Raw genomic sequence first — 16,201 nt, 5'->3', positions numbered from 1 at the left:
AATAAAAGTCATGCGCTAATAAAAGCGTCTAATGACCTGATGTTGTGATATTGATTTTTTACTTTATTGTCGTCGTTGATTCGCTAACGGTGATCGGTGCCAGTACGAATAAAGGCTGCTCAGATTTCACTGTCATGCCAGTTTCAATCTCAATACTCACCACCTGCATCGCCACTGGCGACATAATGGGTATTTCAATTTTCATTGCTTCTATAATCGCTAGCGTCTGTCCTTCATCGACCACATCGCCTACGGCACAAGCGATTTTCCAGACACTACCCATCATATGAGCTTTGACGACTATGCCGCCCTCAGGTACAGTGACGTCTGATGAAACCTCTACCGCCTCAATATTTTCACCAACGTATTGATCAATCCCTTGCTGCTTCCAACGCTGACGTTCAGCCTCAAAACTGGCTTGTTGCTGATCTTTGAACGTCTGAATACTGTCTTTGTTCTCACTTAGCATGTCGTAATACTCAGCGAGGTTTAACACACTATCTTCAACCTCAATCGATAGCTCACCCGCTTTAAAGGCGGTTCGCATCAATAACAGTTCTTCTTCACTGACTTCATAAAAACGAATTTGATCAAAGAATCGTAGCAGCCATGGTTTTTCAGCTTCAAAGCTTGGATGCGAGCGATAGCGGTTCCATATTTGTAGCGTTCTGCCCACGAATTGATAACCGCCTGGGCCTTCCATACCATAGATGCACATGTAAGCGCCGCCGATGCCCACGGCATTCTCTGGTGTCCATGTTCTGGCAGGATTGTATTTGGTGGTGACGAGACGATGTCTGGGATCGAGTGGCGTGGCAACGGGCGCGCCCAAATACACATCACCCAGTCCCATGACCAAATAACTGGCATCATAGACAATGTCTTTGACCGCTTGAGCCGAAGCCAAACCATTGATACGTCTGATAAATTCGATATTATCAGGACACCACGGCGCATCGGGGCGTACCAACTGCTGATACTTTTCTGTCGCGAGCTTGGTTTGCGAATCCGCCCATGCCATTGGTAGATGGACAATTCTAGAAGGTACTTGCATGTTTTTAATATCAGGCAAGGCGCTTTCCGCTTGCTTGAGCATCGCTAGCAGGGTTGGCTGTGATAGCTTTAATGAATGATAGTGGACTAATAACGAGCGAATACCGGGTGTCAAATCGATAATGGCATCGATCTGCTGCGTTTGTAGCCACTCCATCAATGCCTGAACACGAAAGCGCAGTTGCAAATCCAGCACCTGCTCGCCGTATTCAATCAATATATAGCTATCTCCTGCGGGGCGATATACCACTTTTGGACGGATATCATTGATAGGTAGTGACTCTAGTATGGCGCTCTGCAAAGTAGCCTTATCGGTAGTGACTGGTAAGCGGTAATCAATCAAACGACAGTCATCAGCTCGCAGCATGTCATCGTAGCGCTGATGTAATTGCGCGGCTTGCTCGTAGCTGACAGGTACGAACTGAACTCGATCACCCGCTTTGAGCTGTCCCATTTTCCAACGCTCACCTGCGACGATGACACTCAAGCAAACAAAGCCGCCTAAGCTTGGTCCATCTGGCCCCAAAATAATTGGCATGTCACCAGTGAAATCGATCGCGCCAACGGCATAAGCATTGTCATGGATGTTTGAAGGATGTAGACCTGCTTCGCCGCCATCTTCACGCGCCCATTCAGGCTTGGGGCCAACCAGGCGGATGCCAGTACGGCTAGAATTATGATGAACGTCCCACTCGTGCCCAAAGAACTGCGATACGTCATTGTCCGTGAAGAAATCTGGCGCACCATGTGGTCCATACATGACGGCTATTTGCCATAACCCGCTAAACTCTGGACGCTGTGCCACGGGTAAGGTTTTGGTCGCGCTAGGTGTATCACATCGCTCAATCGGTAGCATGTCCCCGATTAGCAAATTACGACCAGCGTGACCACCAAACTGCCCTAAGCTAAAGGTTGCTTGACTGCCTAAATACTCAGGCACATCTATTCCACCTTTGATGGCAATATAGCTGCGACAGCCCGATGTGATATTGCCACACGCAAGTGTCTGACCTTTACGTACGGTGATGGTTTGCCACATTGGTTGCGCTTCACCATCCAACAGGCAACTCATTGTGCCGCCAGTGATGGCAATCTGACTGTCACAATGAAACAGTAACGTCGGTCCAGTGACCACACACTCAAGACCTGCTGTGTTGAATGGATTGCCCAACAGCTGATTGGCGGTATTGAGACTCAAACCATCTATCGCACCCGATGGCGGCACCCCCACATCCCAATAGCCTTGTCGACCGAGTACATCTTGTACCGCAGTCTGCACACCTGACTGTATCACTTCAATCTTTTGACTGAGCCACGTGAAGGTATTCAAAAACCTTGTGGTCTGCGCGCCTTTATGAAACGTATCTGAGGCCACTATTTGCTGTAAATATTCGAGGTTGGTTTCCAGACCTGCCATGCGAGACACTGCCAAGCTTTTGCTCATCTTTGCCAATGCTTGAGTACGGTCAGGGGCAGTGACGATAATTTTCGCCAGCATCGGATCATAAAAAGCAGATATCTCGCTGCCTGTTTCTATCCAAGTCTCAATGCGCGCTTCTTTATCAAAATAGGCATCCGTTAAAATGCCAGTACTTGGCTGGAAGCTTTTGACCGGATCTTCAGCATATAAACGAACCTGAATCGAATGACCTGATGCCTGTAGTGGCAACGCTGGTAATACAAACTCCCCTGCGGCCAGCTCAATCATCCAGCGCACCAAATCTACTTGGTAAATCTCTTCGGTGACGCCATGCTCCACTTGTAAGCGCGTATTGACCTCCAAGAAATAAAACGCCTGTGTCGAGACATCCATCACAAACTCAACCGTACCCGCAGAGCGATAGTTAACCTGTTGCATCAACTGAGTAGCCACCTGTTGCAGATTCTGTCGTTGAGCATCTGATAGTAGCGGTGCTGGCGTCTCTTCGATCACCTTCTGATTGCGCCGCTGGATAGAGCAATCGCGCTCCCCTAAGGTAATGATATTACCCATACCATCACCGAAGACTTGAACTTCGATATGGCGGGCATGCTCTACAAATTTCTCAAGATAAAGACCTGCGTCGCTAAAGTTACTTTGTGCCAAATGATGCACGGATTCGTAAGCGTCTTTAAGCTCACCTTCGTTCCAGACGAGACGCATACCAATACCGCCGCCGCCCGCCGTACTTTTTAGCATGACAGGGTAGCCAATACGCTCAGCCTCACCTAATGCCTCATCAACGTCCTGTAGTAGATCGCTACCGGGTAATAATGGCACTTGGCTTTCAATGGCCAGTTTACGAGCTGTGTGTTTGAGTCCAAAGCTGAGCAACTGCTCTGAGGTTGGTCCAATAAAGGCAATACCAGCTGCCGCACAGCGATCACAGAATGCTGCGTTTTCTGACAAAAACCCATAACCCGGATGAATCGCCTCAGCACCTGAATCAATAGCTGCTTGCAGCACTTTGTCCATATTCAGATAGCTGTCACTGGCAGGACCAGTGCCTATTTTTATGGCTTCATCAGCCTCACTGACGTGCAAGGATCCGCGATCCACATCGGTATAAACGGCAACTGAAGCCACACCCATTTGTTTTAAGGTACGTATAATTCGACAAGCAATAGCACCACGATTGGCAATCAATACTTTTTTGAACATCACAATTTCCTCAGCTTTCTTATTAATAGATCGTGTCGTCTTATCTGCAAACGTCGCACTCACTCATAGATCACAAGCTCAATTGGCGTTGGGTTGTAGCCATTGCAGGGATTATTGAGCTGAGGACAGTTTGAAATGAGCACAATCATGTCCATTTGAGCGGTGATATCGACATATTTACCAGGGGCTGAGATACCATCGTCGAAGGCCAAGCTGCCATCAGGGGTGATGGGCACATTCATAAAGAAATTGATATTTGGTCCGATATTGCGTAGCGTCAGACCATGCTTTTGAGCAATCGGATGGGTCGCTAGGGTATGCATAAAGTTGTTTCGACAGCTGTGCATGGGATAGGTATCGTGAGCGTAACGTACGGTATTGCTCTCGCATGAGCACGCACCGCCCAACGTGTCATGGCGACCACAAGTATCTTCTGTGATAGTAGCGATGACGCGGCCTTTATTCGTAAAAAGCTGGCTGCCCATTTCCAAAAATAACTTCTGATTCTGCGCCAATGTATCGGTGGCGCTATAACGTTCGGCAATGTCAGCACAGCTTATAAACAAGGTGTCGACTGCCTGATTGCCTTCACTATCTATAATGCGTAACGTCTGACCTTTTTTGACCTCTGCCATCCATCCCTCTCCAGCGGCACATATCTCGCGCAGCTGAATATTCTTAGAATCGATTGCATCTACACTCTCTACACTCTCTACATTATCTACATAGTTATCTTTTTTTTGAATTTCGTTATTAATAGTCATGATCTGGTTCCCTTGATTAAAATGAGGCATCTCTTGATAAGCATCTGCGACGATCAAACGTTATTTATACGTTTGCGTAGTCACCAAAATAGCGAGCATTGTTCTCAAAGCCGCGCTGGTTTTGCTCACAAGAATCGCGGCAGACATCAAACTCAGTCTTTGGCACCATCGGCGCTGCAGCCTGAACGGTTAGCTCAATGTCAGCCGGATCATAAACGTCTGATGGGTCAAGCGGATGCGGCGCATTGCAAATGAACACTAAGCAATTCATCTCAAAGCGTAAGGAAACAGATTGGTCGGTATTGTCGGCAGTCACATAAGACAGCTGTCCTTGGACATCAGGGGTGACTTTAGAGAATAGATTCAGGGTTGCGGTCAGATCACTCGTATTTAGAGCAAACTTCGACATTTCGGTGAGTAACCCATCAAGACCGTTTTGATAGCGATCATTGCGAGCATCTTGAAAGGTTTTTTTGCCGTACTGACTGCTGATCATAGCAGCATTACTAGGGCCACAAATGGCATCATTCCAGCCATGGTCATCACTGATGATAGAAGCCAATACTCGGCCCATATCGGAATAGAGCACGTGACCTTTGGACAGGTATAATGTGTGTTGCGCTTTTAGGCTGTCTGGCATGTTGAAGCGTTCAAGCTTCTCATCAGCATTGACCACATATAGACTAGCATTGGCATTGGCGGCGAGTGACTTGAGGGTTAGCACATGATGTTTGTTGATTCGACCGCACCAATGGTGACCACCGGATAAAGGTATGCTGAAATGGGCTGAAGACGAGCTGTCTGATGTAGTGATTGGAAATGATGACATAAAAAAACTCCACAGTTATGAGCTTAAGTGAGCAGTGTCACTTAGAGTCTCCCGGGCTTTTATCCCTCCGTGTAGTTCTTTCGAACCGCCATCTCTCGGACCAGTCATATAGTGTTGGAAAGTATTATTCCCTTACTATATCGGAACCCTAGACGGCATTTTTTAGCTCTTAGATTAGTAATATGACGGTAGTTAACCGTGTACTAATCATTGTGCAAGCCTTATGCCAGCCAAAAATTATTACGATCAATTTATGGCCTACGCTTCGCTAAAAATAAAATCTGCCCGTAAAAGTGGCAATGATAGTAGTCGTTTAGTTCTTTATAAAAGATAATTGCATCATTCACTACATCTACCGATAGGCATAGGCTGTAGTGACTTTCAATAAAACCAGTATCTCTCTTAACACCGACTACCGCTAGGGCATGTCACAGCCATACAAGTAACTTCTGAAGTGGCGATTAATCGAATTGGCACGCGCACTATCGTAGAACACCATGCACCACAATGATAAATACTGCCCTATTCTAAACCACTCAATATTGCTAACTGTGCATCATATTTTTATAACCAAATATGAATAACCAAAAAAAAGCATTGATTCTTATCGAATCAATGCTTTTACAGTATGTCTCACTATTTTCTATTAATGCCTCGTCTGTAAATGACTATGATCAACAGACAGCATTCATCAATCAGTAGCGAGTCACCAAAGCAATCGGCTGATCTTCGCCCATGATGTCTTGTGGCATAAATACCGCTTCACCGCCATTATGAATCACATGCTCAATGATTTCGCCAATGGCGTCATCGGTGACTCCTTCTACGGCAGCATCATCCGCAAGACTCAATGTCTGCGCTTTTTCATCAATCTTGGCAGATTGGATATATCCACGGCGGACATAAAGCGTTTCACCTGCACCTTGGAAGGCACTGCGATAGACTTCTTGTAAATCGGTCTGCAACATATTGGCACCGCGCGCTTTATCAATCTCACCCATGGCTGCTTTATGTAGCGACGTGCGATACTCTTCTACCGCCTCTTGAACACTATCAATAATATGCTGGGCACTACCATCTTCTAGATTGGTCGCATTTGAGACTGTCGCAATGATGTTATCTGGACGATCACAGACTTCTTTGTAGTAGCCAATATTTTTAGCATCACCCACGATAACCAGAGGCATTTTATGCTCACCCCACAGCTCTTGGACACTTTTGTCTACTTGGTTAAAGAACTCGTTTAGATAACTGCTTTCATTGTTCGATGAACGATCCGAACCACCATCACCAGTCATATACAGACCGTTATTTTCGATAGGGAAAGGAATATTGTCCATATTGTTTTGGCCATCATCATCTTTATCGAATTCTTTGATGACACGATCATTAGAAGCTTCGATCAAACGAGCGTTCTCACGGGTAAGCACTACCGTATAATAATGCACCGCACTTGCCATATCACGAACCAAATCACGAGTCGCAAAGCTTGTTGAGATAACCACACGTTCGGTCGTATCAATTGGCATACGAATGATCTGTACGTCGTCAGTACTAGCAAATATCGCTAAGGTATCAAGATTATAATTATGATTAAGCTCATTGGTCTTGGCGTGAATATTGTCCAAAATAGTGGTCGCGGTACGCTTATCATATTCATTGGTTAAGCGTTCTTCGGCTACTTTTAATTGGTTTTTTAGGGCAATGGGATCTTGATCGTTAGCGGGATGCGCACGATGTGTTTTAACAAAAATACTGACCGCAGGATTGGCTTTGGTTTGGCGTAAACTTTTGAGAGTCGCTTTCATAGATTGCTCCTTGTTTTATTATCATTCACTATTAATTTGGCATTTGCTAATTAATTGGTTTATTAAAAAAACTAACCCCTGTTATCTTTTTTATTTTTAGCATCAGCAAGTTAATTATGGATTTAATACTAGAGAAACTGTCGATTTACAGAAAAATTTCTCTATTCCATTACAATGATGCTATCAGTTGAACCTAACCTGCTGTAGGGTTAATTTGCAAGCAAATGATAGCGCTTTGTAAGTAAAACACTTTATATTGCTAAAAAGTCGTTTTATCTTTTCTGAGTTTACTAGAACAATCACTCTATCACCAGATAGTCATAAATCAGGTTGCATTTTTACCAAATGAACCCATCTTTTAGATATCCCATATAAACCATAAAATACTTAAAACATTAACATTACCCTAAATCGTCTGTTTCAGCGGCACGCTAGTGCTCTGTAGATCGCCTCACTTGCCCACCCATCATTCATTCAAATTGGATATCTTTATGACCTCTATTTCTCCAGACTTACACCTTATTGACTTTGCCAGTGCATCGCCAAGCACCTTACAGAACGAAGTTCTGAACGCTATCAATACTGCCAATGCATTTTTGGATGACATGACCAGAACGACAAACAAGGATGATCATTCTGTTGACATGAGCGCCGAACAAGCCTTGGCAGATGTCATGGCGTTTGACCATATGAACTTGGCACTGGATCGTAGCTGGGGTGTTTTGTCGCATTTAAATAGCGTAACGAGCAACGATGAGATTCGTCATGTCCATCATGAACTGCTGCCTAAGCTCTCCGCTTATGGCACGCGAGTGGGACAATATCAGCCGCTTTTTAGTCGGTACCAAGCTGTCGTAAATGATGAGGCATTTTTTGCCGCACTCGAACCTGCGCGGGCACGTGCTATTGAGCTTGCGCTACGAAGCTTTGAGCTGTCGGGCGTGGCATTAGCCAAAACTGAACAAGAAAAATTTGCAGCGATTCAAAGCGAGCTGTCTACCTTATCAGCGACTTTTTCTGATCATATTTTGGATGCCACCCAAGCCTATGCGTTACCGCTGAAAGATGAACAACTGGCAGGTTTGACAGAAAGTGGTCTGGCGCTCTTAGCAGATGCAGGCGCACAATACAAAGCGCGCATGCTTGCCAGCGGCACACTCACGCAAGAAGACATTGATGCATTATCGACTCCTTATTATGTCGCCAGTTTAAATATCCCTGTTTATTTGGCTATCATGACCTATGCAGACGATCGCAATCTGCGTGAGACACTGTACCGAGCCTATGTCACCCGTGCTTCTGAGTTCGATACGCATACCAATGCCAAAGGTGAGTCATTAAACAACGCCAATATCATGAGCAAAATCCTGCAATTGCGTGAGCAAAAAGCCAAGCTATTAGGTTTTACTGCTTATGCAGCCGTATCACTCTCGAAAAAAATGGCAGATAGCGTGGCAGAGGTTGAAACCTTTTTGCGTGATTTAGCAGCGCAAGCAACGCCCACAGCTGAGCAAGATTTGGCGCAACTGAAACAGTATGCGGATGCTTACGGCATCGATGAATTACAACCGTGGGATAGCGCTTATATCGCTGAAAAAGTAAAGCAAAGTAAATTTAACTTGTCGCAAGAAGAAATCCGTCCTTACTTTCCCTTGCCAACAGTCATTAATGGCTTGTTTGCGATTGTAGAGCGTCTATACGATATCAAGGTGAAAGAACAAACCAACGATGATAGAGAGCTATCGCGCTGGCATGACGACGTACGCTTTTATCAATTATTTGATGCTGACGACAACCTGCTCGGTGGTTTTTACTTTGATTTATTTGCCCGTAGTGGTAAACGGGGCGGCGCATGGATGAATGGCTTTCAGTCGCGTTATAGTTATGACGAACAAGCGCATCAGCAACTGCCTGTTTGCTTTATGGTTGGCAACTTTACGCCAGCACTGGATGGCAAACCCAGCTTATTAACCCATGATGAAGTGCTGACCTTGTTCCATGAATTTGGTCACGGTCTGCATCATTTACTGACGCAAGTGACCGTCGGTGATGTCGCTGGTGTCAATGGTGTTGAGTGGGATGCGGTCGAGTTACCGAGTCAATTTATGGAAAACTGGGCGTGGGATGCCGAAGGTATTGCGCTTATCAGCAGTCATGTCGAAACTGGTGAGGCATTGCCTAAAGACAAGCTCGATGCACTATTGGCAGTGAAAAATTTCCAAAGTGGCATGCAAACGCTGCGTCAAATCGAGCTCGCATTGTTTGATTTATTAATTCACGCGCATACGCCAGCACTTGATTACGAAGGTATTTTAGCGACCTTAAACACAGTACGTAGCGACATCGCCATTATGCAGACGCCCGACTATAACCGCTTTGCCAATGGTTTTAGCCATATCTTTGCCGGTGGTTATGCCGCAGGTTATTACTCTTATAAATGGGCAGAGCTGCTCTCGGCAGACGCCTTTAGTAAGTTTGAAGAAGACGGTATTTTTAATCCAGTAACGGGTAAAGCGTTCCGTGACACTATTCTCTCAGTTGGTGGTAGCTTCCCAGCCAAAACCAACTTTGAGAACTTCCGTGGTCGTAGTGCCAGTATCGATGCCCTATTGCGCCACAGTGGTTTTGCTAATACTAAAAAGATCGATGCAGCAAATGCGCAAACGACGCATGAGGTGATTTAAATGCGTTATCAGTCGTCACGTCCCAAGCGGCAATTCTTAGCAGGGGTTCGCTGCCCCAAATGTCAAACGATGGATGCAGTAGTGCAAGTGAATATTGCCACGCCAGCGCCTGATGAATATATAAAATGTACCCAGTGTGGACATACAGAGCATCGCCCTGACCCTGATGCAATCAGTGCAAAAAACCATCTTGAGGATGAACTGATTCGTGACGCGATGATTACTGGCACCAGTGGTACCGTAAAATTCAAACCCTAAAATGCAGTAATGTCACTTATCCAAAAGAAAGCCTATCTATCAATAGATAGGCTTTTTATTTTGAGTTTGTTATAGTATGTCTACTTATATTTCTGACATAAATTGACCCTCGTATGAATCGTAAAAAAATGCGTCCTTTATCCACCAAATCATCAAAAAAGCAGTCTGCGAAATTCCACCAAAAATGGTGGTTAGCTGTTATTTTGGCAGCGATATTGATTGGTTACTTGGTTTGGAGAAGTATCTCCCCTGACACGGAGACTCGTGCTACCGAAAACCCAGCAACGATAACAGAACCAATCACTGCCGAACCATCTGCTTCGGTGCCATTAAATAATGAGACAAATGATGCGGCATTCAATCAAAGCGCGTTAAATGAAAATGCATTAAACGAGGGCACAGATCCTTTGACTGCTTCAAGCACTCAGACACTAGATCCTAAGGCCATCCTAAATGCTCCTTTGCCAGAAACAGACAGCCTAGCTAAAGAAGAAATTGATCGCTTAGAAGATGAGCGTAAGCGCTTGGCCGAACAAGAAAAATTGGCGGCTGAACAATTGGCTATGAATAAAGAATTGACTAATATGAAGGCCGAACAAATTGCCTTACTCGAAAAACAAATTGCACAACTAGAAACGAATAATACTGACGAGACTTCCGTAGAATAAACGTATCATTTTTTATAAAGGGGCTAGTGATGGCAACTCTGCAACTAACACACACCCCTATATTAAATAGTAGCGCACAGCTGCTTATCCTACCAGTTAATACCGCAGGCGTGGTTCTAGATGCTGTGCTGATACGCGCTAAGACTTTATTTCCTGATAATTATCAACGTTATTATCGCGCTTGTCGTGATGGCAGTCTAAACGTGGGCAGTTGTTTATTGCATAAACGCGCGCTTGAACGAGCAGGCCTTGGTATCAGTGGTAATGGCAACCAACCAATTTATATTGCCAATCTTGTTGTCTCAGATCATCCTTATCATCCAGTACGATTACGCGGGCTTAGTAGCGCTTTAATGGATTTGCAACAACAACTTGTCCCACTCATTCGCTATCAAGGTATCCGCAGAGCCGCCCTACTCGCGCGCCCACTTATTTTGCATAATGCGCAAAACAATGCCAACGATACTGCCAATACAACAGCAAAATTGGTTCCTTTAGATTGGTATGTTGACGTCTTACCTTTGTTGACACAGCAGCTACAAGACGTACCCAAGCTTCATATCGATATTCACCTTCCTAAAGACATCAATATATAGTCGATACTAAATAAAATAGATACACGACATTATAATGTGAGACTGGGATAAATTTGTAGCATCGAGCTACGTAGGCACAGCAAGCAAGCAAAATTTATCCCAGTTTCGCTGACTCTGTTTTATATTGACCTAACTATATAAACCAAGCGCTTATTTCGACTTTTTTTAGTGCATAAAAAAACCGCCTTGAGCACTCATAATGAGCGTCTCAAAGCGGTTTTTTCATATCTAGACCAAACTAATAGATAAAAATTAGTTTTGCTCGATACCTTTCATAGTCAACTTAATGCGACCACGGTTGTCGACGTCTTGAACGAATACTTTCACGATCTGACCTTCTTTTAGATAGTCTGATACATTTTCTACGCGCTCTTCTGCGATTTGTGAAATATGTACTAGGCCATCAGTGTTCGGTAAAACGTTAACAAAAGCGCCGAAGTCTACGATACGAGCGACGGTACCTTCATAAGTTTTGCCGACTTCAACTTCCGCCGTTAATGCTTCGATTCTGCCAATAGCCGCTTTAGTCGCCGCTTTGTTTTCACCAAAGATACGAATCGTGCCACCATCATCGATATCGATAACCGCACCAGTTTCTTCTGTTAGCTGGCGAATCATTGCACCGCCTTTACCGATTACGTCACGGATTTTGTCCGGATTGATTTCGATAACGGCATAGTTAGGAGCATGGGCATTAATTTCAGTACGGCTTGATGGCAATACTTTGTTCATCGCATCTAAGATATGGATACGGCCAGCATGGGCTTGCTTAAGCGCTTGCTCCATGATATCAGGCGTAATGCCTTCGATTTTGATGTCCATCTGCAGCGCAGTAATACCGTCTTTAGAACCAGCAACTTTAAAGTCCATATCGCCAAGATGATCTTCATCACCCAAGATATCTGACAATACCGCAAAACGCTCGCCTTCTTTAACCAGACCCATCGCGATACCAGCAACTGGTGCTTTTAATGGTACACCAGCATCCATCAATGCCAAGCTTGCACCACAAACAGACGCCATAGAAGATGAACCATTTGATTCAGTAATCTCTGATACCACACGGATGACATACGGGAAGCGTTCGCTATCCGGTAGCATCGCTTGTACACCGCGGCGTGCTAGACGACCATGGCCGATTTCACGACGTTTTGGAATACCTTCACGACCTGTTTCGCCAACTGAGAAATGCGGGAAGTTATAATGCAGCATGAAATGGTCACGGATAGTGCCACCTAGTGAGTCAATCATGTTGACGTCGCGGCTGTTACCAAGCGTGGTCGTAACCAATGCTTGCGTCTCACCGCGTGTGAACAATGCTGAACCATGCGTATATGGCAATACACCAACTTGTACATCAAGGGCACGAACGGTCTCAAGATCACGTCCATCAATACGCGGCTTACCTGACAAGATATTGTCACGAACGGTACGATATTTAAGGTCGTTATAGATTTCTTTAAGCTCAGATACGGTATCAGCATAATTTTCTGCCTCTGCATCACCAGCAAGCGCATCGATAATTGATTGCTTAATCTCGTCAAGCTTAGTGTAGCGTTCTTGCTTATTGGTAGTAGTATAAGCATCAGCCACTTGCGCACCGAACTGCTCTTTCATGCTGCTGGTAAGCGCTTGATCACGCTCAGGGGCATTATACTGCTGCTTAGCGGTACCGATTTCTGCTGCCATCGAAGCAATGTTATCAATAACGATTTGCTGTTGCTGATGACCATATAGTACGGCACCTAGCATTTGATCTTCTGATAGCTCTGCCGCTTCAGATTCAACCATTAGTACGGCAGACTTAGTACCAGCCACAACCAAGTCAAGGTCACTCTCTTTAAGCTGCTCAATCGTTGGGTTCAGGACGTACTCGCCATTGAGGAAGCCAACACGGGCAGCTGCGACTGGACCATTGAATGGCGCATCAGAGATAGCCAATGCTGCTGAGGCACCAATGAGTGCCGCGATATCTGCAGACTGAGTCTTGTCTGATGACACAACTGTCGCAGTAATTTGGATTTCATTAACATAGCCTTCAGGAAACAGCGGACGAATCGGACGGTCAATCAAGCGTGAGGTCAAAGTTTCAAACTCACTCGCACGGCCTTCACGTTTGCCATAGGCACCTGGAATTTTACCAGCAGCGTACATTTTTTCTTGATAGTTTACGGTTAGCGGAAAAAAATTTTGGCCTTCTTTGGCGTCTGATTTTACAACAGCCGCTACTAGCACCGTTACACCGCCCATATGTACTAAAATAGAATTGGCTTGACGAGCGATACGGCCTGTTTCGATAACAACCTGCTGATTGCCATATTGAAATTCACGCTTGATGGTATTAAACATTGTCATATAATATTCCTAATGTTGACTGACAAAAGTAATATCAGCATCAAAAAAAGCTGATATCTGTCATTAAAATTCTTTGTATATAATCGCGAATCGATACGCTTTCTGCTAAAAATCATGTCAATTACGATCAATCTTATGATTTATCTTTTTCTCTGTAGCTTTTTCTCTATAAAAAGTATCTTACTATCTATTGTATGTACTTAATCGCTCAATATCGGCTTTACTATACATCTATCAGATGGGGAAAGTCATAAATATACGGTGTCTCTGACGTCTAAAAATAGTGGTATTTATCACTACCACTTCATAGTTAATCATTATCTAAACAATGACCTTGCTGTAAAAATCACGAGATATTATTTTACAGTGATTTGCAAGCGTTGACCAATGAATTACCAATCACTGCTATATCAACCCCTAGCATTTGGTTTTAGGGAAATCAGCGTCAATATTAATAAGCATAAAAAAACGGCGTGAAACTATTCCACACCGTTTTTAGAAGAAATCTATTTTCTCAATATCAGCAAGCAAGTTCCAAGTGGTCTAGCAAAAACTCCGAGATAATGCCATATGATGGCATTTTTTGTTTCAACAACCACTCGCACTATTGCCGCTAAATTAACGACGTAGACCTAACTGGCTAATAAGAGTGGTATAACGACCAAGGTCTTTACCTTTTAGGTAATCAAGCAATTTACGACGGGTGTTAACCATACGGATAAGACCGCGACGGCTATGATGATCCGCTTTGTGCGCTTTAAAATGGTTCTGCAAATCATTGATACGAGCACTCAATAGAGCCACTTGAACTTCTGGAGAACCAGTGTCGTTCTCGCCGCGCTGGTATTGAGAAATGATTTGTTCACGATCGGTATTAGTTAGCATAAATATCTCCGGCAATGCTAAAAGCTCTAAGGGATACCCAAATGAGTAGCCTTAAAAACAGTAGAATAATAAATAGAGTAACTTAGACGTCATTCAGGACAACCCTGCATTACTAGAGTTGACCTAGTGTACGCCAAGCTTAATCAGTTGTTGTAACAATCATTTAAAAAACAATTACTTAAAAATAGGACAGAGACACGCGAAATATCTATTAACTCATCTGATTGATGCCATGAAATTAACTAAAACGCTTAATCTAAAATCCAATTTAAAGGTGACGGCATTATAACAAAAAACTGCTGAACTAGCAGCAGTTTTTCGTAATAGTTTTATAGATGTCATCAGCGCTTATCAAAGATTTTAATTTCAATGCCACACATAATGATTTATTTTTTGACATTATCTTCATTGGCATTACCACCAAGCGCATCGTCAGCAAGAGGGGCTGTCGTTGCTTCAGCCAGACTATCAGGAGTGGCATCCTCACTAGGATTGATATCTTCTACAAGTGTCTCGATCTTTTGTTCTTGTTCGTCTTTATTGTTCGATACATTGCTCATAGTAATTCCTATTTTTATTTAATTCTCATATTGGTTACTACTATTTATATAACCAATATAAATGTGTGGCCTTGATAGAAAACCACACTAATAAAGAGTTAAAACTACTCTTTCACAAAATACGTTACTTATCTTTTTTTGCATTTTCTAGATTATCAGCAAGGCGATCTGCTGCTGCATCAGAATCTTCTGTGTGATTGTTTTCAGTTTGACTCTTCAGTGCAGCTTTTGCTGACTCAGAACGCTGTTGTTCAATTTTGGTATCGTTTGGATTAGAGTTTGCCATGATATTGTCCTTAGTTTTAGTTATAAATAAATTGCGTTGATATGCTAATTTATTGGTTGAAAAATATTAAAAATTTACGATAAAGCTTTGTCGATAGCTTCAACGAAGTTTTTGATATCGTCTGGATTACGTGAAGTAATTAAATTACCATCAACTTGTACAGTCTTATCCACAAAATTTGCCCCAGCGTTTTCTAAATCAGTTTGGAGAGAGTTATAGGCAGTCAATGTTTTGTCTTTGGCAATTCCCGTATTGATAAGTATCCAAGGCGCATGGCATATCGCAGCCAGTGGTTTGCCTGCTTCGTAAATAGCCTTAACAATATTATGTGCCTGCTCATTACCGCGAATTGTATCAGCATTGACAGTGCCACCCGGTAATACTAACGCGTCATAACTATTAACATTGGCCTCTGTTGCAAAGATATCAGCAGTAAAGGTATCGCCTTTATCTACATCTTGCTTCATTGCCTGAACTTCTTTTTCTTTATTGGTAGTGATGAGAATAGTCTTATAACCTTTCTCTTTTAACTGGTTATTAACGTCTTCATATTCTGCTTGTTCAAAGTTATTGTGTAATAAAAAAGCGATCGTTTTCATAATATATCTTCTTCTATTAATGAATTATTAGTAAATGGGTTAATTCTTCTGATTATTTTTTATTTATAATTATTATGTATAGAAAATATTACTTCTTTTAGTTATATTCATATTTGACAATCATTATATTTATTTTTTTGTCTAATAATTTTTATAGTTTTTATTATTTAATATTTCTTATTATTCTATTTATTCTTACTCTTTTATATTATTTT

At 43.2% G+C, this 16,201-nt stretch carries 13 protein-coding genes and 1 riboswitch; of the genes, 4 read left to right on the top strand and 9 right to left on the bottom strand.

The features are described 5' to 3' along the window. Nucleotides 1-58: 58 nt before the first annotated feature. The 4 genes from uca to JMY02_RS10875 all read right to left on the bottom strand — a co-directional run bounded on the left by uca (nt 59) and on the right by JMY02_RS10875 (nt 7,095). Nucleotides 59-3,694, bottom strand: coding sequence for an urea carboxylase (gene uca / locus JMY02_RS10890; RefSeq protein ID WP_201598125.1), 3,636 nt, complete (start codon nt 3,692-3,694; stop codon nt 59-61). 59 nt (nt 3,695-3,753) lie between these two features. After that, nucleotides 3,754-4,458 carry an urea amidolyase associated protein UAAP2 gene (locus JMY02_RS10885; RefSeq protein ID WP_201598122.1) on the bottom strand — a complete coding sequence of 235 codons (705 nt, stop codon included), beginning with the start codon at nt 4,456-4,458 and terminating at the stop codon, nt 3,754-3,756. A 64-nt stretch (nt 4,459-4,522) separates the two neighbouring features. Beyond that, complete coding sequence (locus tag JMY02_RS10880; protein ID WP_201598119.1) at nt 4,523-5,287, bottom strand: urea amidolyase associated protein UAAP1; 765 nt, start codon at nt 5,285-5,287, stop codon at nt 4,523-4,525. 46 nt (nt 5,288-5,333) lie between these two features. Then, nucleotides 5,334-5,450, bottom strand: a riboswitch (guanidine-I (ykkC/yxkD leader). A gap of 532 nt (nt 5,451-5,982) precedes the next feature. Next, nucleotides 5,983-7,095, bottom strand: coding sequence for an AOC03_06830 family ribosome hibernation factor (locus JMY02_RS10875; RefSeq protein WP_201598117.1), 1,113 nt, complete (start codon nt 7,093-7,095; stop codon nt 5,983-5,985). A 491-nt stretch (nt 7,096-7,586) separates the two neighbouring features. Here JMY02_RS10875 and JMY02_RS10870 point away from each other — a divergent pair, with 491 nt between their 5' ends. From JMY02_RS10870 to JMY02_RS10855, 4 genes are all read left to right on the top strand, one after another. Continuing rightward, nucleotides 7,587-9,779: a M3 family metallopeptidase gene (locus tag JMY02_RS10870; protein WP_201598114.1), complete on the top strand. Its 2,193-nt coding sequence runs from the start codon at nt 7,587-7,589 to the stop codon at nt 9,777-9,779. Continuing rightward, on the top strand, nt 9,780-10,037 hold the full coding sequence (locus JMY02_RS10865; protein ID WP_201598111.1) for a YheV family putative metal-binding protein: 258 nt from the start codon (nt 9,780-9,782) through the stop codon (nt 10,035-10,037). It abuts the gene before it with no gap. A gap of 113 nt (nt 10,038-10,150) precedes the next feature. Continuing rightward, the gene (locus tag JMY02_RS10860; RefSeq protein ID WP_201598107.1) at nt 10,151-10,705 is read left to right on the top strand and encodes a hypothetical protein; all 555 of its coding nucleotides are present in this window, start codon (nt 10,151-10,153) and stop codon (nt 10,703-10,705) included. A gap of 29 nt (nt 10,706-10,734) precedes the next feature. Further along, a complete protein-coding gene (locus tag JMY02_RS10855) occupies nt 10,735-11,301 on the top strand; it encodes a macro domain-containing protein (protein WP_201598105.1) in 567 nt (188 codons plus the stop codon). 252 nt (nt 11,302-11,553) lie between these two features. On the opposite strand, the gene pnp is transcribed toward JMY02_RS10855, so the two are convergent. The 5 genes from pnp to JMY02_RS10830 form a co-directional block, all read right to left on the bottom strand. Then, nucleotides 11,554-13,656 carry a polyribonucleotide nucleotidyltransferase gene (gene pnp / locus JMY02_RS10850; RefSeq protein ID WP_201598103.1) on the bottom strand — a complete coding sequence of 701 codons (2,103 nt, stop codon included), beginning with the start codon at nt 13,654-13,656 and terminating at the stop codon, nt 11,554-11,556. Between the two features lie 618 nt (nt 13,657-14,274). Next, nucleotides 14,275-14,541: a 30S ribosomal protein S15 gene (gene rpsO / locus JMY02_RS10845; protein WP_025652581.1), complete on the bottom strand. Its 267-nt coding sequence runs from the start codon at nt 14,539-14,541 to the stop codon at nt 14,275-14,277. A 386-nt stretch (nt 14,542-14,927) separates the two neighbouring features. Continuing rightward, nucleotides 14,928-15,101: a hypothetical protein gene (locus JMY02_RS10840; protein WP_201598102.1), complete on the bottom strand. Its 174-nt coding sequence runs from the start codon at nt 15,099-15,101 to the stop codon at nt 14,928-14,930. Between the two features lie 124 nt (nt 15,102-15,225). Beyond that, nucleotides 15,226-15,387 carry a hypothetical protein gene (locus tag JMY02_RS10835; protein WP_201598101.1) on the bottom strand — a complete coding sequence of 54 codons (162 nt, stop codon included), beginning with the start codon at nt 15,385-15,387 and terminating at the stop codon, nt 15,226-15,228. 74 nt (nt 15,388-15,461) lie between these two features. Then, entirely contained in the window at nt 15,462-15,986 is a 525-nt protein-coding gene (locus JMY02_RS10830; protein ID WP_201598100.1) for a type 1 glutamine amidotransferase domain-containing protein, read from the bottom strand. Nucleotides 15,987-16,201 lie beyond the last annotated feature (215 nt).

This window comes from Psychrobacter vallis (genome assembly GCF_904846715.1).
Classification (GTDB): Bacteria; Pseudomonadota; Gammaproteobacteria; order Pseudomonadales; family Moraxellaceae; genus Psychrobacter; species Psychrobacter vallis.
This window is presented reverse-complemented; position numbering and strand designations above follow the sequence as displayed.